Here is a 20,698-nt window from a genome sequence, read left to right on the forward strand (position 1 = left end):
AGGGTGTTGAAAGATGCGGCGTTATATCTGTTTGAGAGCAAGTGTAGATGTATGCAAAATGTGCTTGCTCGCTGTAATGCAATCGTTATAGTTGCAGTATGATAACGGGTTAAAGCATCCGCAAACAGGGTATTGTACAAACAGATGCTTTTCTGTAAAATCGGTTGCTTCTTTACGTTGGCAACTGCGTGTCGTTTGCCTTGGATTGAGGTCCAACATTTCTGCCATTGCACAATTCCACCTATTCTTTCATCCTATACATCATTTTAATAGACGATCTATATTGCAGCAGACTACCTTTTCAGTGATCGCTCTCTTTTCGATATGTATCTACTCCTGTCTGCATACGATTTGCCTGTTTATCCAAATTGCACATCGAGGTGATTCCATTGAACGATAACAGTCATTCTATTTCCCCGACACCACAATCAAATGTAACACCCATTACTGGGCATCAGACCGATACTGGCAAGCGGCGACCGAAGATTGCGCTGACCGGAGCCAGTGGGTACATCGGGCATAATTTGCTGGAAAAGTTGACCGAGCATTTTGATGTCATTGCTTTATCCCGTAACGGCGATGATCGTGAAAATAGTGAGCATGTCGAATGGCGCTCACTGGACCTATTCTCGCTGTCGATGGCAGAGGAAGCGCTAGAAGGTGCCGATTATGCGGTGTATCTAGTGCATTCCATGATGCCGACTGCCAAGCTGACACAGGCGGATTTTGAAGATATGGACTTTATTCTAGCAGACCATTTTGCCCGGGCTGCTCGTAAAAAAAATATCAAGCAGATTGTGTATTTGAGCGGGATTTTGCCAGAAAATGAGCCGCGTGAAAATCTGTCTCGCCATCTGCGCAGCCGTTTAGAGGTTCAGCAAACACTTGGCTCGTATGGTGTGCCTGTCACGACGATTCGCGCTGGTCTGATCGTCGGTCCGCAAGGCTCGTCGTTCCCGATTCTCGTGCGGTTGGTAGAGCGGCTGCCTGTGATGACACTACCATCATGGACACGTACACAAACTCATGCCATTGCGCTGCCGGATGTGCTGAACGCATTGAGCAAAAGTATCGGTAAACCAGCGCTGTACGACCGCTCTATCGACATCGGCGGACCAGATGTGATGACCTACAAGCAAATGATGGAACGGATGGCAGATGTACTGGGCAAGAAACGGCATTTTATCGACTTCCCGTTCCTGACCATTCATCTGTCGCGCCTTTGGGTCACACTGGTCACTCAGATGCCGCGCGAAATGGTCTATCCACTCGTCGAAAGTCTGGCTCACCCGATGGTCGCTCATCCCGACAAAATGGTACCGGGCATTAGCGACGGCAAAATCGGTTTTGAGGAATCCGCTAAGGAAGCGCTAGAAGAAGAACAAAAGCACAAGGAAGAGAAAAAAGAAAAATCTCACTCCAACTCCTCTTCTTCTTCATCCAAAGACAAGAAAGAAAAGCTAGCGGATGTTCGTTCCATCCAGCGTGTGCTGCTGCCGGAAGGTAAAAACGCCGACTGGGCAGGTAAATATTATATGCAATGGCTCGGCAGACTGGCGGGTCCAATCATTCACACCGAATGTCATGAAGGCGTACACCGTGTCTATGTATGGCCCAAAAAGCAGCCGATTCTAGAGCTGACGTATGCGCCAGAGCATAGCAATGACGAGAGCGCCATTTACAATATTACGGGTGGTAGCTTTGCGCGTGTACAGGCAGAGCACCGCCTCGGACAGCATGGGCGACTGGAATTTTCACAAATTCCGGGTACGCAGGAATGTGTTATCGCGATCCATGATTATCTGCCTGCGCTACCGTGGTTTTTGTACAAATATACGCAAGCCAAGCTGCATCTATGGGTCATGACGCTATTCCGTTGGCATCTGAAACGGATGATTACGGGCGGCGAGACGCAGCAGCTACAGCATACACCGGGTATGCCTGAAGCGACTGGCACACCGCGTACCCCGACGACATCATCCTAAGGTAGATAGGTGGATGATGTACGCATTTATTTCCATCCTACCTTCTCCCACTTCATGCAATACGAATGGATTGAGAAGGTATGGAGCATTACGTTTCTTCATCCCATCCTTACGTATATAGGATCTAGTCAACCAGCTTCCGCGCCTGATGGCGTGATGAAGCTGGTTTTTTGGTTCGCCTTCTGCGCCTGCTGGCGTAATGAAGATGGCTGTTCCGTTTGGATGTATCCAGTTAGCATCGTTATCTATGAAGATCTGTACGGAACGTATGCTTTCAATACCGGCGGTTCATGCTAAAATACAATATAGCATTCACTATTCCCGAACATCCGAGAGGAGCATGACCGTTTTGAAAAATGAACTGATTGAACGTTTGAGTTCCTATGTGAAGATTGATACTCAATCCAACGAAGAGAGCGAAACCTGCCCGTCCACACCCGGACAGTGGGATCTACTGCGTCAGCTGGAGCAGGAGCTACATACGCTCGGTTTGGAAGAGATTACGCTGAATGATGAAGGCTATCTGATGGCAACACTGCCGTCCAATAGCGACAAGGATGTGCCAGTGATCGGCTTTATGGCGCATGTGGATACGGCAACTGATTTTACAGGCAAACATGTGAAACCACAGCTGGTAGAATACAACGGCGGTGATATTTTGCTGAACAAGGAGCAAGGTGTCGTGCTGTCGCCCAAAGATTTCCCCGAGCTGGATGGCTATCACGGTCATACGCTGATGACAACCGATGGCACAACGCTGCTCGGCGCAGATAACAAGGCAGGCATCGCCGAGATTATGACGGCGGTTCATTATCTGCTGGATCATCCAGAAGTGAAGCATGGCAAGCTGCGTATTGCCTTTACCCCGGATGAAGAGATTGGTCGCGGTCCGCATCGCTTTGATGTAGACGCCTACGGCGCGAAATATGCTTATACTGTCGATGGTGGTCCACTCGGCGAGTTGGAATACGAAACCTTTAATGCGGCAGCGGCACGCGTCATCTGCAAAGGAACCAATGTACATCCCGGTACAGCCAAAGGCAAAATGATCAACGCTGCCAAGATCGCGATGGAGCTGAACCGTCGTCTGCCGGTGGATGAAGCGCCGGAGTTTACGGAAGGCTACGAAGGCTTCTACCATCTGCAATCCATCAAAGGTGATGTAGAGCATACCGAGTTATCCTACATTATCCGTGACTTTGACCGTGAGAACTTTGAACACAAGAAAAATACACTCACCAGCATTGTGCATGAATTCCGCCAAACGTATGGAGAAGACAGCATTTTGCTGGAAATCCGTGATCAATATTTCAATATGCGTGAGAAAATCGAGCCAGTCATGCACATCGTCGATACCGCTGCTCAGGCGATGCGTAATCGTGGCGTAGAGCCGCATATTATACCAGTGCGCGGCGGTACAGATGGTGCACAGCTGTCGTACATGGGATTACCTACACCGAATATCTTTACCGGCGGTGAGAACTACCACGGCAAGTTTGAATATGTATCGGTAGATAATATGGTAAAAGCGACCGAAGTGATCGTGGAAATTGCTCGTTTGTTTGAAGAACAAGCTTAATGACAACTATAGCTCTCTGACCATTCCGTCGATTCGAATCCCTGTTATCCGAAGCAAAGAAGTAAGAGCCGGAGTCACATGCCGGCTCTGCGTTTACATGACGTGTAATCTCTGGTACGATGCAACATAAAAGATTATTCCTATCCAGAAAGTAGGTTATTGATTATGACATCTTCCCCATCTTCTCTGCAACGCACAACCGCGCCTTTTCGTGCTGATCATGTAGGCAGTCTGCTGCGCACCGAAACAATCAAAAAAGCACGTCTTCAGCATACCGCTGGTGTGATTACTGCGGAACAACTGCGAGAGATTGAGAATGAGGAAATTCGCCGCATTGCTGCCAAGCAGGAGGAACTCGGTCTGCAATCCATCACAGACGGCGAATTCCGCCGTGCATGGTGGCACTTTGACTTCCTCGAAAATCTGGACGGTGTTGAGGCGTTTGAAGCGCAGCAGGGTATCCAGTTCCACGGCGTAACCACTAAGCCGCGCGGGATCAAGGTGGTCGACAAAATCGATTTTACCGGGCATCCACATCTGGAGGATTACAAATTCCTGCATAGCGTCGTCAGCCCAGATCGCACTGCTAAAATGACGATTCCTAGCCCCAATATGCTGCAATTCCGTGGTCAGATTGGGACGGATCTGTACAGTGACAGCGATGTGCTGCTAAACGATCTCGGTCTGGCTTATCAAAAAGCGCTGCGCGCATTTTATGATGAAGGCTGCCGTTATCTGCAACTGGACGATACCTCATGGGCGGCATTCTTCTCCGACGACGCAAAGCAAAAGCTGCGTGCCGAAGGCAAAGACCCTGACAAAATGCTTGCTGATTCTGTGAAGCTGATCAATCTGGCGGTTGCAAATCGTCCAGACGATATGGTGATCACCATGCACATCTGCCGTGGTAACTTCCGTTCGACATGGACTGCTTCCGGCGGCTACGAAGGTGCAGCGGACGCGATTTTGGATCAACTGAACCTAAATGGATTGTTCATGGAATTTGACGACGAGCGTTCCGGGTCACTGGATGTGCTCAAGCATGTCAAACGTAAGGACCTTCAACTGGTACTCGGTCTGATTACCTCCAAGCATGGCGAGCTGGAAAGCAAAGACGATATTAAGCGCCGCATCGATCAGGCAACACGTTATGTGAATCTGGATCAACTATGCTTGAGCCCGCAATGCGGCTTCGCGTCCACAGAGGAAGGCAATCTGCTGACCGAGGAGCAACAATGGGACAAGCTGCGTCATGTGATCGAAATCGCACAGGATGTATGGAACGAATAGAAACGGATGGGCTTTGCACTTGATACGCTCATCTGTCAGACGCCTGCTGCCCTCGACGATACGTCGGTGGTGGCAGGCGTCTTTTTGCATTCAATAGATAGAATAATTTCCAGATTCTTTACTGGGCAGGCTACGCATCCTGTATAATAGAATAGATTAAGCTCGTTATATTCACATTTGGCATTAAAGGAGGACTGACTGATGGAATGTCGTGCCGGATGTGCTGCTTGTTGTATTGTCATCTCTATCTCTTCCCCACTCCCCGGTCTGCCTGAGGGTAAGCCTGCAGGTATGCCATGCCCGCATCTGACAGATGCACGTCGATGTGGTCTATTTGGCAAACCAGAGCGTCCCGCAGTATGTAGTGGTCTAGCGGCTTCGCTGGATATGTGTGGGACAACGGATGACTATGCCTTTGCTTATTTGGAAGAATTGGAGCGCATTACTTCCCCAGCCTGACTAATTTTATAGTTTTTTTTATTTTTTTTGCATCGTTTCAATGGATAATGAGTGGAATCATGAGTGCCTTTCCTTCCTTTTCACACTTATTCTGTATATTTATAGAAATAAATAACGCTTTAACTACATTTTTTGGTGAAATATAAGGTTTACGCCTATTTTTTTACTATAAATGCTCGGCTAAAGATTCGTTCGTTGCTTCCCGATAAAGATACAAAGTACTGCATCCTCTACAAAGGAAGGGATAAAATGAGTGTTGTTGAAGCATTGATACAAGTAATTCCTTTTTTCACGAAAGCGTTGCGTGAGAAGGCTGCGGTTTCGGTTTATGACCATAGTCATATTTTATATTATGAGCAATTGGGCGATTTCAATCTTGGTTATCAAACTGGTAGTGAGTTAGATCCTAGCTTTCATAATTTTCAAGGTGTAGCGGATAAAACCAAAACATCGATTAGCTTCTTCCCAGCAGAACTCTTCGGATACCCGCTGGAAGGCGTTTCTGTGCCTATTTATGAAGGTGGCAAACTGGTCGCAATGTTTAACGTCTTTTACGAGCAGTCCAATCACCAGAGTCTGGAGCATGTCGTATCGGATAGCCGCTCCATTTCGGACAGTCTGGTAGATATGGTACAGCACGTCGCTTCGCATGCCCAGCAATTGCAGGCAACAAGCGAGCAAATTTTGCAAAACAGCAAAATCACGGTCGAGAAATCGTCCAAAATCAATGAAGTTGCGACCCTGATCAAAGAAATCTCCGAACAAACGAATCTGCTCGGTCTGAATGCGGCGATTGAAGCAGCACGTGTCGGCGAACTCGGCGCTGGATTCGGCGTCGTAGCTACGGAAGTGCGTAAGCTTTCCGTTAACGCCAAGCAAGCGACTGGCGATATTGAAAATGCACTGCGTGAAGTGCAGGATTCGATCCGCAATATGGAGCGCGAAATTGAGCAAATCACTTCGTCTTCACAAGAGCAAGCTACACTGGTCGGCTCGTTTACCGATGTGATTGAGCGTCTGCACAGCACTAGCTCTACAATGCAAGAACTGGCAGACAATCTGTATCACTATTCCGTACCGAAAAGCAAAAAATAATACGATGACACCCTGCATGTCATCTTTATAACTAGTTGCTCACAAGCAACACACAGCAAAAGACCAGCCCCATATCATGAGGCTGGTCTTTGTTTGGGTTTGGGCATGATTTGCAGCATTGTATAGCGACTATCCCACACCGCTTTGATTCATTTCCCTTTATAAACAATCATCATTCGACTTATAGCTCTGTATTGCTCGCTGCCAATGCCTTCTGCTGCTGAGTGAACACCTGACCGAGAATCTCAACACCGCGTACAATCTGCTCGTCAGATGGTGTGGAGAAATTCAGGCGCAGCGCGTTGCATGGCTCACTTTCGTTAACGAGAAACGCATTGCCCGGCACGACTGCGACACCGCTCGCGGCGGCTTGCTTGCAGTACGCCAGCATCGGCATATCAGGCGGCAATTCGCACCAAAGGAACAACCCGCCATCCGGCTGTGTATAGGCAACCGCTGGGTCCATATGTTGCTCCAAGGAACGGCGCATCAGATCGCTTTTGCGACGATAGACATCGCGCACCAGCTGAATATGCCCTTCATAATCGTATTCGGTCATGAATTTGTGGGCAATCATTTGTGGTAGGATCGCGGTATGCACATCCTCACCTTGCTTGGCGACTGCCATTTTTTGAATAATCTCATCCGGTGCCAGTACATAACCGACACGTAGACCAGCTGATAGCACTTTGGAGAAGGAACCAACATAAATGACCAGCTGCTCGTCGTCGATTGCTTTTATAGTCGGTACATCTTCGCCCTGGAAGCGTAGCTCGCCATACGGATTATCCTCCAAGATGACGACGTTGTACTGTTTCGCCAATGCGTAGATTGCCTTGCGCTTCTCGGCGGAGGTGGTGATCCCCGTCGGATTCTGGAAGCTAGGGATCAGGTAGATCAGCTTCACATTCGGCTCGGTTTGCAGTGCATGCTCTAGCTGTTCCAGATGAATGCCATCCTGCTCCATCGGCACGCCTGCCAGACGTACGCCTGCGGTGCGGAATGTATTCAGCGAACCGATAAAGCTCGGACTTTCGCAAATGATCGTATCGCCTTCATTGCAAAAGATTTTACATGCCAGCTCAATGCCTTGCTGTGCGCCGGATACGACCATCAGGCTATTGCCCGTAGTGTCGATACCAAAGCGCTGCTGCAAATGACTCAGCAGATGCTCACGCAGCGGCTCGTAGCCCTCGGTTACACCATATTGCAGCGCTGCGACCGGATGGTCTGCCAGAATCTGCGTCGTGAATGAACGAATCGCATCCAGTGGAAAGGTCTCGGAAGCCGGATTGCCCGCGGCAAATGGAATCACCGATTGCCCCGAACTAGATTTTAAAATTTCGCGGATAATGGACGGCTTCATCGCCGTCATCCGTTCAGCAAAGGAATAGTTCATGCGTATCTTCTCTCCTGACCCATAAAATGAAAATGAGGGCAGCATATTCTGCAACAGATGAGCTGCATGCAGAATGCCAGCCCGGTATTTGTTCTAGCTTATCGTATATTGGGGCAATCGGGGAATACCTTGATTCATTTTTGTGTATAAAAATAACCCTCCATCCCGATAGATGATCCGATCGGTGGAAGGTTTGGCTTTATGGTAGCGTGGCTTCCGCTTGCTCATGATTGTACACGGCAACTTGATTTTTGCCAGCGCGCTTGGCATTGTACAGCGCATGGTCGCTCAGCTCGTATAACGTATTCAGTTGAATATGACGCTGTGCTGGTACTGTGACTACGCCAAGACTGATCGTATACGGTACAGGCAGCACATCTGAGTTGCTCTCCGCTACGGCGATACGCAGCTGCTCGGCAATACAGCCTGCCTGTTGCTCATTCGTATCCGGCAGCAAAATAGCAAATTCATCTCCACCGTATCGCCCAAAAATATAACGTTCCCCCGCCAATTCCAGCAGCCGTTCCTTCAGCCGATCGGTCATATCCCGCAGCACCCGATCTCCAGTAAAATGACCATACGTATCGTTAATGATCTTATACGAATCAATATCGAATAAAATAAACGAAACCTGCCCCTCACGCGCTGCCACTCGATGAATAAAATTCCGACTCTCTACCATAAATGTACGCCGATTGAAGACACCGGTCATCTCGTCATAGCTGGCAATACGCAGCAGCTCCGCATCTGCCTGTTCCTTGAATAGCAGCACATAACCGGTATTGCCCAGAATCATAATCAGATATAGCGCGATAAACGAGAAGTTCTGATACAGCCCCACCGTAAATAACCCCACTTGACTGCCCAGCTCCATCGCAGAAGCAGCGCGAAAGAGTAGACTGAGTGACACGACACCATACAAGATACCCATCAGCCGTCGCAGTGTCGAAGCGGTATGATCGGTTGTCATATGGTACACGGGATACACCAGAAACAGTGCCGTCGCAATCGACGCGTATACAATCCGCATTCCCTCGGTTACGTCCAAAGCATAAATCGTTACAAAGCCCGCAATACAGAGTAGCGTGCCGATCATATACAGCTTTTTGATTCGCTTGGAAAATACCTTTTGCATAATGAGCAGCGCACTTGTTTCCAGCCCCGCTCCGATAAACAGGAGCGTATTCGCCAGTACAATCGAGAATAGTTCTGGAATTAAGCCACGAAAAACAAGCATACCCCAGGCAAGCGCTTGGATCAGCTTTGCCATAAAAAATGCGTTGGCTGAACGATCTGGCGCGTTTTGCCTGCGATATGCGCTTATTAAAATGACTGTAAAAATATGACCAAATACCAGCGAGATGAAGATCGTCTTCATGTCCAGGTTAAAGCTCATGGCGTATCTCCCAACCGCAAATGTCATGCGGCAATCCATACTTGCCAGCCTAGATGGATGACTGTGGACTCAGTATACCACCTTTATCAACGGGGGAGCGCATCATTTCTGCGAAACCGCGGTGAAAATTTTAACGGTTATACTCGCGACTCTGAAATTGAGCTAGCGCACTATACTGCTGCTCCAGACTGCGGAAGATAGATACATAGATCGGTAGCAATTGATGATACACATGCGTATGCTCCGGCTTCGGCGTATGAGCATGCGTCGAGCCGATCATATCGTTCACAATATCCAGCGAGTCGATACGTCCTGTTCCATACAATCCCAGCACTACCGCACCAAGGCAGGAGCTTTCGATACTTTCCGGTACCACCACATCCTGATCAAAAATATCCGCCATCATCTGACGCCATAGCGGGGAACGGGCAAACCCACCCGTTGCATGAATCTTCGCCGGATGACCAATCTGCTCCTTCATCGCCAGCATGACCGTATACAGGTTGAAAATAACGCCTTCCAGCACCGAGCGAATCATATGCTCCTTGCGATGCTTCATCGTCAGCCCGATAAAGGAGCCTCGTGCATCTGGATTCCATAGGGGCGCACGCTCACCGGTCAGATAGGGGTGGAACAGCAGCCCTTCGCTGCCTGCTGGCACTTGTTCAGCAATGCGGGTCAATACATCATACGAGTCGATCCCAAGCCGCTTCGCCGTCTCTACCTCAGATGCGGCAAATTCGTCACGTACCCAGCGGAACAGCATACCGCCGTTGTTCACCGGACCACCAATCACCCATTTATCCTCGGTTAGTGCATAACAGAAGATGCGTCCTTTCTGATCGGTCAGCGGCTTGTCTACCACCGTACGAATTGCACCGCTAGTACCAATTGTCACTGCTACAACACCGGGATCAATAGCGCCTACACCCAGATTGGACAGTACTCCATCACTTGCGCCTACGATAAAGGGAGTGGATATCGCTAGATTCATCGCCAATGCTGCTTCGGCATGCAATCCTTCAACAGCGTGCGTGGTTGGGACAAGCGTCGATAGGCGCTCTGGCGTTACACCTGCTAGTTTCAGTGCTTCGGCATCCCAATCCAGCTGCTGCAAATTCAGCAATCCGGTACACGAAGCGATGGAATGATCAATCACATACGTACCGAATAGACGGAAAAATACATATTCCTTGATCGAGATGAATTTGTGCGCGGCATTGAAAATATCCTGCTGCTCCTCCTGCATCCACATCAGCTTGGATAGTGGCGACATCGGATGAATCGGCGTACCCGTACGCAGGTAAATCTCGTGTCCGTTGTATTCTTCTTTTAATCGGCGCGCATAGTCTGCGCTGCGGTTGTCCGCCCATGTGATGCAGTTCGTCAGCGGCATGCCTTGTTCATCCACTGCGATCAGACTGTGCATCGCTGAGCTGAACGAGACGAACAGAATCTGCTCTGGTGACGTACCGCTCTGTGTCATCACGTTCGCAATCGTATCCATAACCGCTCGCAAAATCTGATCCGGGTCCTGCTCTGCTGTCGATGGGGTTGGCGTATGCAGCGGATAGCCGATATTCGCCGATGTGATTACTGTTCCATTTTCCTCAAATAGTACAGACTTGGTGCTTGTCGTGCCGATGTCGACACCAATCATCCGCATACCAGTAGGTTGTTGACTTGATTTCAATGTCTCTGTTGTTTTCATATGATTCAGTCTCCTTCTCTCCACTTCTGGATGTATCTCTCTCTATCATTGCAATATAAAATAAAACAGAACGGAGTCATGTATCCTCCGCCCTGCTATATCCATCTACGCTAGCCTGTCCATAGGGGACATTGCATCGGCGACGAAGTTATATGCACACTTGTTACGTATTCTTCATCGATGCAAGATGCCTTTGCTTTATACAAATACACTCAAAATCATAATAAATGCTAGTCCAACCACTGACAGGATCGTTTCCATCGCTGTCCACGACTTCAGCGTTTGTCCCACGGTCATACCGAAGAACTCCTTGATCATCCAGAAGCCTGCATCGTTAACGTGCGACAGAATCAATGATCCTGCACCTGTTGCGAGTACAACCAGCTCCACATTGACACCCGTGCTCACCGCTAGAACTGGTGCGACGATCCCTGCTGCCGTCGTCATCGCTACCGTTGCCGAACCAGTAGCTACCCGAATCAGCGCAGCGACGAGCCAAGCGAACAGGATCACATTGATATGACTGTTGCTGGCAATATCAGCAATCGCTTTACCTACACCGCTATCAATCAGTACTTGCTTGAATGCGCCGCCACCACCGATGATCAGAATGATACCAGCGGTAGGCGCCAGACACTCACTGGTGAATTTGGAAATATCCTCTTTGCTAAATCCACGAGCAAATCCAAGCGAGAAGAATGCGAATACTGCCGAAATCAGCAGTGCAATAATCTCATGACCGACAAATTCAGCAAAATGCGTAAACCCGTTTACACCCTCAGGGTCAACGATGCTGGCAATGGAGCCCATCAGCATCAGAATAACGGGCAGCAAAATCGTAAACAGCGTAATACCGAAGCCCGGCAGCTTACGCTCACCGCTGGATGCGAATTGCTCTGCAAGCTCCTTCGGTGGCTGAACGTCAATGCGGCTACCGATAAATTTACCAAAGATCGGTCCGGCAATAATCGCTGTTGGCAAGCCGACGATCAGAGAATACAAGATCGTACGTCCCAAATTGGCATTGTACGCTTCAATCGCAATCATAGGCGCCGGATGCGGCGGAACTAGACCGTGCACAGTGGACAAACCTGCCAGAATCGGAATCCCGATCTTCAGCAGGGACAGCCCCGTTTTGCGTGCAACCAGAAAGACAATCGGAATTAACAGAATCAATCCGACTTCAAAAAAGACTGGAATCCCGACGATAAAGCCGACCAGCATCATCGCCCAGTGTACGCGCTTCTGACCAAAGCGGTCGATCAGTGTGGTGGCAATTTGTTCCGCACCACCGGATTCCGCCATCATTTTACCAAGCATGGTACCTAGACCGATAACAATCGCAATCGTTCCGAGCGTTCCGCCCAACCCACCAGTTACCGACTTGATCAATGCCTGCGGCTCCATACCGGCAAGCAAGCCGAGCATCAGTGCGGAGATCATGAGCGTAACGAACGGATTCCATTTGAATTTGGCAATCAATACGATCAGAAAGACAATCGCAATCAGTGTCCAGACAAGCAGTGTTGCATTATGACTGAGTCCAAATAATTGATCCAAGGGAATAGCCTCCTTTAGGGGAATCATAGTTAGCGAACGAATGAATAGCCAATACATCGATAGGATGTATAAGAAATAAAAATGAAAATTTTCAAAGTTATTTTTTGAAAATTTGAAATATTTTCCGTAAAAAAATAGAGCGCTTACAAAATTAGTGTAGCATGTCTTTGATTTCCACATTGTATACTTGTCGACAAGTTGAGTAATACAAACTGCGACTTTGCCAACTTAGATGACATATCGGGAAACTCCGATAATAGAACGAGATGCCCTGTCTGCATCCGACACAACATATCATCTTCATGGATGAGTGTCTTGTTGTGCCGAATAGCGGATTGCCCAGCATGGCATGTGTTTACAGGTCTATTACCTGTAAGCGCACATGCTTACATCCTTTACGGCAAGGTACGGGTCAGGGTACGGGTAGAATCGGCAAAATAGTCATTCACTGCGCGGCGGATCACCTCTGGATCGCGGGAACGCAGCCCGTCGAGGATGTTGTAATGCTTATCCGCTACCCAGTTCATGCGCTCTTCGCCACTTTGAAATCCCTTTTCCGTGGTGATCAGAATCACGGTCATCACAATCTGACGAATGCTGTTCCATAGATGAATCATGCGCTGGTGCCGAGCCTGCATTACCATCGCCTCATGAAACATAAAGTCCTGATAAGCAAAGTCGACATAATCGCCATGCTTGACTGCCAGCTTCATCTTATCAATCGTACGATCCAACTGGGTGATCAGCATATCGTGATCGCCCTCTGCCAGCCGCTGCTGGGCAAAGCTCTCGATCAGATAACGCACATCATACAGTTCTTTGACATCCTCCAGATTCAGTCCGAGCACCACCGCGCCCATACGCTCTAGCCGAATTAAACCCTCGTTGGACAATGCTTTGAGTGCATCGCGTACCGGGGAGCGACTGCTGCCAAAATCGGCGGCAATTCGATTCTCAGAAATGATTTCGCCCGGTTGAATTTGTTCGTTTATAATTTGCAGCCGAAGCTCGCAGGCAATCACTTCCCCACGGGAAGCGCCCTGTAGCCAGGCAGTTGGATATTGCATCGTCAACGTTCCTTTCTGGTATAAAATCGGCGATAAACAGACGCAGTCAAAGCCAGTACAGATCATTCTACGAATCTGATCATACGGCGTATTCGCTGCTTGCGGATAGGAACCGCTGCCTGCTATGTATTACGATTTTAGCACAAACCGGCAAACCGGATATAACGTTTTCGACGAGCGGTATCGCTGGATAATCCGTATCGCCCTCCTTCACAGTTGAATATAAAAGGATATGCGTTACCCGATTGGATCGGATATACCAATCGCCGGATAACGAATCGAAAATGATCTTGTTGTGTACTTGTATACAACTTCAAAACTTTAATTGTTATCTTACTCCTCTGATTCGCCGATGTAAAGTTTTTGTTGTAAGCGTTTTATAAATTGAGACAAAATACCCTGTTTCGTAGGCATAGACTCTTTATGTGGAATCTATGCTTGGCGCAACAGGGTATTCGATGTTCATGTGTACGTTTTATGCAGAAGTTTTATATAGCAGTTTTATACATCAATTTCATCAATACGTTTCATACATAGGGTTCATATCCAGACGTCATATCAGCGGTAAGCATATACAACTAGCTACACTGACACGTCCGTAAATGATTATTCAGATTCGCCGTTTAAATAACGGAAGAACGGCTGGTCTACCCAGAAGTCATAGCCGGAGATGTCCGCATCCGGTGCTATCTTACGGAAGCCGTCACGTAGGGTCTGCGCCTGATCCTTGAGCGAGAAGGATTGCGCATAATAATGACCGAGTGTGATCTTCGTATTAGAAATGACTGGGTAACCGGACAGCTCGGTTGGTGAATAATACAGCGGTTGCCACCATGAGTTGTAGATTAGCGGTGTTGTAGTATCACTATTCTTTTTCGCGTAGGTAGAGATGATCTGGTTGAAGCGTTCCTTGTCAGCAATGTTGTTGAATTCAAACTGAATATCATATTCCTTGGCATAGGCGATATAGTTACCGTTGTCGATCTGGGTCACTTTATAATCTGGCGTTTCTTTTGGTGTTCCCCATTCTTGCAGGTAAATAAATGCTGATGTTTTCGGCTGGAACTGTACATCGGCATCAATCTGTTCGCTGCGTAGTAGTCCGATTAGCTGTACCGCATGCTTGATGTCATCATGCCCATAGGTGAGGGTTAGATTATCAATAAAGTTGGAGTCAAAACGGCTGTCCTTCAAGTTGTAGCCTGTGACCAGATTGCTGCGCAGCGCTTGATCTACGATGGTTCTCAGCTCTGGCGCTTCGATCAGATCAGCCGTGCGATACGCAGCATACAGCTTTTCATAAATATCGCTATCACTGGCACGACCAATTTCATTTTTGTATTTGCCCAGACTGGTGAGCGTTTTGCCGAGTAGAATATTGGCAGTATCGCGGTCGATGGCTCCGCCTTTACGTAAAACAGGATACAGATGGGCAGGCAGTAGCCCCGTGTCGATTGCCGCTGCTACTTCCTGTGCCGCCTGCCCCTGCAATGTGCTGTCAGTAATGCCAGCTTTGGTCAATGCAGCTTTGATTTTGGTTTGTGGATATGTATACGCCAGTTCCTTGAAGCCAGCAGCTTTGACCGCGATAAATACGGCTGCATATGTACTTAGTGCCTGATCAGCATGTACCTCGGTGCTCGATAAAATGCCATCGTTGTACAGACTGACTGCGGCAGGATACGCAGCATCATCCGGCTTCAGATCAGTAAAGGTTGGTGTAGCCGCATAGGTGGATGATGTAGCCGTTGCCGGTACGATTTGCGAAATGGCTTGTAGGAAATCACCACGCTTCACCTGTTGTGGAAGCTGAAGATTATATTTTGCCTGTAAAAATTGAGCGTAATCTGCTGCTGTCTCGTTGTATGCTGAATTGGTTTCAGAAAGAGGTGGTGCTTGAGGTGTCTTGGTAGTAGTGGGGCTTGCTGTAGATGCTGTAGGTGCTGTCGGTGTCTTCACTGCGGCAGGTGTCTTCACCGCTGCTGGTGTTGTAACAGGTGCGGCATATGCCGGCAATCCAATCGCGCCAAGCGCTGTCGGTGCAGCAAGCAGGGCTGCAAGTGTGAAACGGGTCATCTTTTTCAAATGAATGCCTCCTCGAAATATGGAAATCATAAACAATAAAACAGATTCTCCCAATTCATACCATTCCGATGTGAATTAAAATATTGGAATGAATTTAGCACGGATAAACGATACCTGTCAACGAAAAAATAAGCCAGCCGAATCATCGACTGACTTGTAAAAGGTATTCCTTTCCAAACTAGATAATCTAAGGGATATTAGGATGCAGCAAGCGACATCTCTCCGCTAAATTTTACACGACATAGCTGCGATGACCGGCACGATAAATATAAATGCGTGTACGATGAATATCCCGGCATGTGATCATATGCTCCGGCTCCCAGCCCGGCAATGCAAAATATACGCTAATGATATACGCGTCCTGTCGGCACTGCTCCCGCCATAGCACGCTTAGCCGCTGCATCGCTCCCGGAAATAAATAACAGACGATCAGATCGGTATCCCGATAATCATAGTGATACAGATCGCCGCGAATGAGTGCAATCCGGCTGCGTCGTAGCCAAGCCAGACCGCGCGAAGCCAGATACGGCACAGGCGAATTCTCAATTCCGGTCACATGCAAAGCGGGAAAATGGCGTTTCAAGTGCATCGCTAGCGTTCCCCAGCCCGATCCAGCTTCCACTAGCTTGAGCGGAGGGCAATCATCCAGCATAGCTTCCGTTGTTGTATCTGTCCATGCACCCTGTTGACCCTGCTGGATGGAAGACGCTGTACGCTCTACTCTTGTACCCGCCGATGCTGCTGCCATCCCGTTTACAACGTCTACAGTCCTTTGCCCAGCTTGCGGCTCCCCATGAACGATACGAATACGCTGAATCGCCTCTCGTACCTCACGCTCCACTTCTCCCAACAGTAAAGGCGATGCTGGCAGCGGCGGAATACCATTGCGCCAGCTCACATACACAATCGATGTGACCAGCAGCAATGCGATGATTAATCCAACCATTGATAGGAGCATACTCCACCATTCCATACGTAATCCTCCCGGCAGCGATAAAGGGTCCGCCAAGGTCATATTCTCGTCATTTGCAACCTTGGCACATCTCTAATATTCTGTTGTGTACGTAACGATGCAGTCACTTTTAACAGGAAAATTATAACATATATTTCCATAGAAAATCACCTACATAGACTATGTGAAATAATCTGTACACAGTAAAAAGCCCGCTCTCCGTTACCGGAAAGCGGGCTTGTGTAACTGTATGCAAGAGGGGATGCCAACTGCCATGTGATATGCAAATGACTTGTTGAGCATACCGTATTTGTCCATCAGCCTTTGACTGATCCACCCAGCAGACCGCGTACAAAGTACTTTTGCAGAGCGAAGAATACAGCCAGCGGTGTCAGCATGGATACGAATGCTGCCGCCGTGAGCAGCTGCCAGTCATTACCACGCGAACCAACGAGGTTGGCGATACTCATCGACAATACCTGTACCTCTGGCTGAGAGCCGAGGAAGATGAGCGAAACGAGATAATCGTTCCATACCCACAGGAACTGGAAGATGGAGATCGATGCCAGCGCCGGTACCGACAATGGCAGAATCAGCTTCGAGAAAATAGTAAAGTTGGTTGCACCGTCCATAAAGGCGGATTCAAACAAATCCTTCGGCAGCTGACTGATCGAGTTATACATAAAGTACGTGATCAGCGGCAAACCAAACGCCGTATGCGCCATCCATATGCCAAAGTACGTACCGTTCAATCCGAGTGTCGTATAATCACGCAGAATCGGGATCAATGCTACCTGAAGCGGCACGACGAGCAGTGCAATAATGACGATAAAGAATATTTTGCGTCCACGGAATTTTAGCCAAGCAAACGCATAGGCTGCGAATGATGCGATAAAGATTGGAATGACCGTAGATGGAATAACGACGGCAATCGTATTCCAGAAGGAACGTCCCATGCCGCTACCTTGCTCCGTTTTGATCGTTCCGTCGGGCTGAGTAATTTTGTACTGTTTGCCGCCCAGCACGGTTTCATAGTTTTGCAGGGTAAAGTTGGTCGAAGCGCCCCATTTCTTTTCCTGTACATCCAGTGTACGGGCGCGGCGATTTTCCCAGATCAGACGCTGGTCGCCCACTTGCACACCAGCTTTGAGCTGATCGTCGCTAAAGGTCTGACCATTCACCGTAATCGGCTTACGCAGATCGGTATCACGATCCAGCTTGAGCTGACTGACCGTATCCCATTGACGATGCGGGAATACCGTCCACCAACCGGTTTGCAAAATGTCAGCAGCCGGACGAACGGAGGAGATCAGCAATCCGAGCGTCGGGATAAACCAGATAATACAGATGATGCCCAGCACCAGATTGACGATCCAATTCCCTTTGCGCTTTTGTCCTTTGGCAGATTTACGCATTATAGGGTTCCTCCCTTCTGGAGCTGACGCACATTCAGAATGATCACAGGAATAACAGCAATCAACAGCACGATAGCAAGCGTCGAGCCATAGCCTGCATTTTGATACATGAACAGCTGACGATAGAACTCAGTTGCGACAACCTCAGTACCATACTGTCCGCCAGTCATGATCATAACCACGTCGAAGATTTTCAGCGTGAAGACGATAATCGTTGTCGTTACAGCAAGGACGGTACCGGAGATCACAGGCAGCATGATTTTGAAGAAAATACGCACTTCGCCTGCGCCGTCCATCCGCGCCGCTTCCAGCATATCCTCTGGAATCCCTTTGATGGATGCCGAGAAAATAACCATCGCAAACCCAGTCTGCATCCAGACTAGGATGACGATCAGGAACAAGTTATTCCACGGCTGCACCATACTTAGCCAGCCCTGCGGCTGAAAGCCCATATTCACGATAATCGCATTCAACAGACCGATTTGATCGGCACCCGGTTGATAGTAGTAGATAAACTTCCAAATAACACCGGCAGCAACAAACGAGATCGCCATCGGCATAAAGACAACCGCTTTTGCCAGACGTTCAAAGCTACTACGATCTGCCAGTACAGCGATCAGCAAGCCTAGAATGACGCAGGCAAGCGTACCGAATACGACCCACATCAGGTTGTTGCGTAGCGCCGTCAACAGTAGTCGGTCGGTAAAGACAGCGACAAAGTTGGCAAGCCCAACAAACTGGGTCGAATCTGCGTTGAAAAAGCTCAAATATAGCGTCCGCAGCGTTGGCAGGAATAACAACCAGCCCAGCAGCAAGACCGCTGGTCCAACAAATACGTACGGAATAATGCGATCTTTCCATTTATCTGGATATTGCTCCACTACCCAGTTCAAGGAGTAGTAAATGGAATAGATCCCGAATACGCCCCACAGTACAGCGAGAAACGCATTCACGATCGGCGGCAAATCCGAGCTGCGGAAAAACAGGAAGATCAGCGTGTGCAGTCCCAGATTGAGTAACGGAACAATGATGGATAGCAAAATCAGCTTTGGCGTAAATCGCTGCTGGCTACGCACATCCATTTGTTTGCCTACGTCCATTGGCTTTCCCCCTTCAACATTTTGCAAACCAGTACAGCTTGTTGTTTACAGTTCTCAATACCCGTAAATGAAAGCCAAACGGACCGCGATGAGGCCCGGTCCGTTTTGGCGGTTGGTCTTCGTTGGTTGTGTGATGCAATAAACGAAACGACGTACGTTTTATTTTTTCCAGCCTGCTTGAATTTCTTGCATCGCTTGATCCAGATCGGCAGTACCGCTCACGTAGTCGGTCATCCCTTTCCAGAATGTACCTGCACCAACGGCGCTAGGCATCAGGTCGGAACCGTCAAAGCGAATCGTTTTGGCAGTCTGTACAAATTCGGACATGCGGCGTTCTTGGTCATTCGCGAACCAGTCATCCGGTGTACCATTCATTGGAGGCGTTACACCGCCGGATTTGATCCAGCTTTGCAGCGATTCAGCAGTTGTGAAGAATTCCATTGCTGCACGTACTTCTGGACGGTCATTGAACATTGCATAGATATCGCCAGAGATCATAGCAGGTGTACCGTATTTCTCATCAATGGATGGGAACGGGAACCAGTCGTAATCTTCTGGTTTTACGCCCTCAGGAATGAAGGAAGTGATGAAACCAGCTTGACGGTGCAGCCATGCTTTTGGTGGATCGGTAAACAGTGGAGCGATCGCGTCACCGAAGTTGGTAGTAGCAATAGAGCTACGTCCGCCGTATACATAATCTTTGTTGAACCAGATTTCGGACATTTTTTCGACTGCGTTTTTCACGATTGGATCAGTGAATGGCAGCTCGCCTTTGACCCATTTGTCGTAGTTTTCCGGTGTTGTCGTACGCAGCATGATGTCCTCTACCCAGTCGGTAGCAGGCCAGCCTGTTGCCGCGCCACTCTCAATACCGATACTCCAAGCTGGATCGCCATCAGCAGCGATTTGCTCAGTCAGCTTCATCATGTCGTCCCATGTTTTTGGAACGGTGTAGCCTGCTTCGTCAAATGCTTTTTTGTTGTACCAAACCAAGCTTTTCACACTACTGCGCGCCCAAACACCGGCAGTGATGTCTTTGTTGTCTGGACCAGCCATTTGGCCCATATCCAACCAGCTTTGTTTGTATTGTTTTTTCATATAATCAGCGTCGATAAATGTGGATACGTCAACCACTTTGCCTGCTTTGGCGAAGTTTTCCAGCAGACCCGGTTGCGGGAAGTCCGCGATGTCCGGTGCGTTGCCGCCGTTTACACGTACGTTAATCGTCGCTTCAAATTCTTTGGAGCCTTCATATGCGATGTCGATACCGGTTGCATCTTCAAATGCCTTGATGCTGGCATTGAACTTCTGCTCATCCGCATCCACGAATGGACCGTACATCGTTACTTTTGTACCTTTGTATTCTCCTTTAAGCGCTTTCTCCAAATCGGAGCCAGCAGGCACTTGTGCCGTTGTGATCAGGTTGGTTCCGTCAGTCGTTGCTGCCGTTTCGGTTGTACCTCCGCTGCCAGTCTGCGAACTGCCGGTGGTACTTGTGTTGCTTCCTCCCGAACACGCACTCAGAACGACAGAGAACATCAGTACCAGCATTAAACCTAAAGAACCATTTCTTTTCAGTTTGCCCTGTTTCATGGACTCAACCCT

The 20,698-nt window shown here is 48.6% G+C and carries 15 protein-coding genes; 5 read left to right on the top strand and 10 right to left on the bottom strand.

Annotated elements, in window-relative coordinates; genetic code table 11:
* Positions 1–389: 389 nt before the first annotated feature.
* The 5 genes from ABXR35_RS20210 to ABXR35_RS20230 all read left to right on the top strand — a co-directional run bounded on the left by ABXR35_RS20210 (position 390) and on the right by ABXR35_RS20230 (position 6,408).
* A complete protein-coding gene (locus tag ABXR35_RS20210; protein ID WP_367063858.1) occupies positions 390–1,985 on the top strand; it encodes an NAD(P)H-binding protein in 1,596 nt (531 codons plus the stop codon).
* Positions 1,986–2,334: 349 nt separating this feature from the next.
* A complete protein-coding gene (gene pepT, locus ABXR35_RS20215) occupies positions 2,335–3,564 on the top strand; it encodes a peptidase T (RefSeq protein ID WP_367063859.1) in 1,230 nt (409 codons plus the stop codon).
* Between the two features lie 165 nt (positions 3,565–3,729).
* On the top strand, positions 3,730–4,854 hold the full coding sequence (locus tag ABXR35_RS20220) for a 5-methyltetrahydropteroyltriglutamate--homocysteine S-methyltransferase (protein WP_367063860.1): 1,125 nt from the start codon (positions 3,730–3,732) through the stop codon (positions 4,852–4,854).
* Positions 4,855–5,055: 201 nt separating this feature from the next.
* A complete protein-coding gene (locus ABXR35_RS20225; RefSeq protein ID WP_367063861.1) occupies positions 5,056–5,313 on the top strand; it encodes a YkgJ family cysteine cluster protein in 258 nt (85 codons plus the stop codon).
* Between the two features lie 249 nt (positions 5,314–5,562).
* Positions 5,563–6,408 (top strand): methyl-accepting chemotaxis protein, encoded by an 846-nt coding sequence (locus ABXR35_RS20230; protein WP_367063862.1) that lies wholly within the window; start codon positions 5,563–5,565, stop codon positions 6,406–6,408.
* A 181-nt stretch (positions 6,409–6,589) separates the two neighbouring features.
* Here ABXR35_RS20230 and ABXR35_RS20235 read toward each other — a convergent pair whose 3' ends face one another.
* The 10 genes from ABXR35_RS20235 to ABXR35_RS20280 form a co-directional block, all read right to left on the bottom strand.
* Positions 6,590–7,807, bottom strand: a complete 1,218-nt coding sequence (locus ABXR35_RS20235) for an aminotransferase-like domain-containing protein (RefSeq protein ID WP_367063863.1) — start codon at positions 7,805–7,807, stop codon at positions 6,590–6,592.
* Positions 7,808–8,006: 199 nt separating this feature from the next.
* Positions 8,007–9,203: a GGDEF domain-containing protein gene (locus ABXR35_RS20240; protein WP_367063864.1), complete on the bottom strand. Its 1,197-nt coding sequence runs from the start codon at positions 9,201–9,203 to the stop codon at positions 8,007–8,009.
* 130 nt (positions 9,204–9,333) lie between these two features.
* The gene (gene gntK, locus ABXR35_RS20245; protein ID WP_367063865.1) at positions 9,334–10,914 is read right to left on the bottom strand and encodes a gluconokinase; all 1,581 of its coding nucleotides are present in this window, start codon (positions 10,912–10,914) and stop codon (positions 9,334–9,336) included.
* A gap of 198 nt (positions 10,915–11,112) precedes the next feature.
* On the bottom strand, positions 11,113–12,474 hold the full coding sequence (locus ABXR35_RS20250; RefSeq protein ID WP_367063866.1) for a GntP family permease: 1,362 nt from the start codon (positions 12,472–12,474) through the stop codon (positions 11,113–11,115).
* Between the two features lie 395 nt (positions 12,475–12,869).
* Positions 12,870–13,541, bottom strand: coding sequence for a GntR family transcriptional regulator (locus ABXR35_RS20255; protein WP_367063867.1), 672 nt, complete (start codon positions 13,539–13,541; stop codon positions 12,870–12,872).
* 606 nt (positions 13,542–14,147) lie between these two features.
* Positions 14,148–15,617, bottom strand: coding sequence for a hypothetical protein (locus ABXR35_RS20260; RefSeq protein ID WP_367064119.1), 1,470 nt, complete (start codon positions 15,615–15,617; stop codon positions 14,148–14,150).
* Positions 15,618–15,858: 241 nt separating this feature from the next.
* Positions 15,859–16,599, bottom strand: coding sequence for a class I SAM-dependent methyltransferase (locus ABXR35_RS20265; RefSeq protein WP_367063868.1), 741 nt, complete (start codon positions 16,597–16,599; stop codon positions 15,859–15,861).
* Positions 16,600–16,895: 296 nt separating this feature from the next.
* Positions 16,896–17,993 carry a carbohydrate ABC transporter permease gene (locus ABXR35_RS20270; RefSeq protein ID WP_367063869.1) on the bottom strand — a complete coding sequence of 366 codons (1,098 nt, stop codon included), beginning with the start codon at positions 17,991–17,993 and terminating at the stop codon, positions 16,896–16,898.
* The gene (locus ABXR35_RS20275) at positions 17,993–19,075 is read right to left on the bottom strand and encodes a carbohydrate ABC transporter permease (protein ID WP_436669400.1); all 1,083 of its coding nucleotides are present in this window, start codon (positions 19,073–19,075) and stop codon (positions 17,993–17,995) included. The genes ABXR35_RS20270 and ABXR35_RS20275 overlap by 1 nt, the downstream gene beginning before the upstream one ends.
* Positions 19,076–19,252: 177 nt before the next feature.
* Complete coding sequence (locus ABXR35_RS20280; RefSeq protein ID WP_367063871.1) at positions 19,253–20,686, bottom strand: ABC transporter substrate-binding protein; 1,434 nt, start codon at positions 20,684–20,686, stop codon at positions 19,253–19,255.
* Positions 20,687–20,698: the final 12 nt, after the last annotated feature.

The organism is Paenibacillus sp. JQZ6Y-1 (genome assembly GCF_040719145.1).
Classification (GTDB): domain Bacteria; phylum Bacillota; class Bacilli; order Paenibacillales; family Paenibacillaceae; genus Saccharibacillus; species Saccharibacillus kandeliae.

Bases quoted from the DNA above. Each gene is read 5' to 3' on its own strand.
- ABXR35_RS20220 (WP_367063860.1), top strand. From the start codon at position 3,730: ATGACATCTTCCCCATCTTCTCTGCAACGCACAACCGCGCCTTTTCGT.
- ABXR35_RS20225 (WP_367063861.1), top strand. From the start codon at position 5,056: ATGGAATGTCGTGCCGGATGTGCTGCTTGTTGTATTGTCATCTCTATC.
- ABXR35_RS20230 (WP_367063862.1), top strand. From the start codon at position 5,563: ATGAGTGTTGTTGAAGCATTGATACAAGTAATTCCTTTTTTCACGAAA.
- ABXR35_RS20235 (WP_367063863.1), bottom strand. From the start codon at position 7,807: ATGAACTATTCCTTTGCTGAACGGATGACGGCGATGAAGCCGTCCATT.
- ABXR35_RS20240 (WP_367063864.1), bottom strand. From the start codon at position 9,203: ATGAGCTTTAACCTGGACATGAAGACGATCTTCATCTCGCTGGTATTT.
- gntK (WP_367063865.1), bottom strand. From the start codon at position 10,914: ATGAAAACAACAGAGACATTGAAATCAAGTCAACAACCTACTGGTATG.
- ABXR35_RS20255 (WP_367063867.1), bottom strand. From the start codon at position 13,541: ATGCAATATCCAACTGCCTGGCTACAGGGCGCTTCCCGTGGGGAAGTG.
- ABXR35_RS20260 (WP_367064119.1), bottom strand. From the start codon at position 15,617: ATGACCCGTTTCACACTTGCAGCCCTGCTTGCTGCACCGACAGCGCTT.
- ABXR35_RS20265 (WP_367063868.1), bottom strand. From the start codon at position 16,599: ATGGAATGGTGGAGTATGCTCCTATCAATGGTTGGATTAATCATCGCA.
- ABXR35_RS20270 (WP_367063869.1), bottom strand. From the start codon at position 17,993: ATGCGTAAATCTGCCAAAGGACAAAAGCGCAAAGGGAATTGGATCGTC.
- ABXR35_RS20275 (WP_436669400.1), bottom strand. From the start codon at position 19,075: ATGGATGTGCGTAGCCAGCAGCGATTTACGCCAAAGCTGATTTTGCTA.
- ABXR35_RS20280 (WP_367063871.1), bottom strand. From the start codon at position 20,686: ATGAAACAGGGCAAACTGAAAAGAAATGGTTCTTTAGGTTTAATGCTG.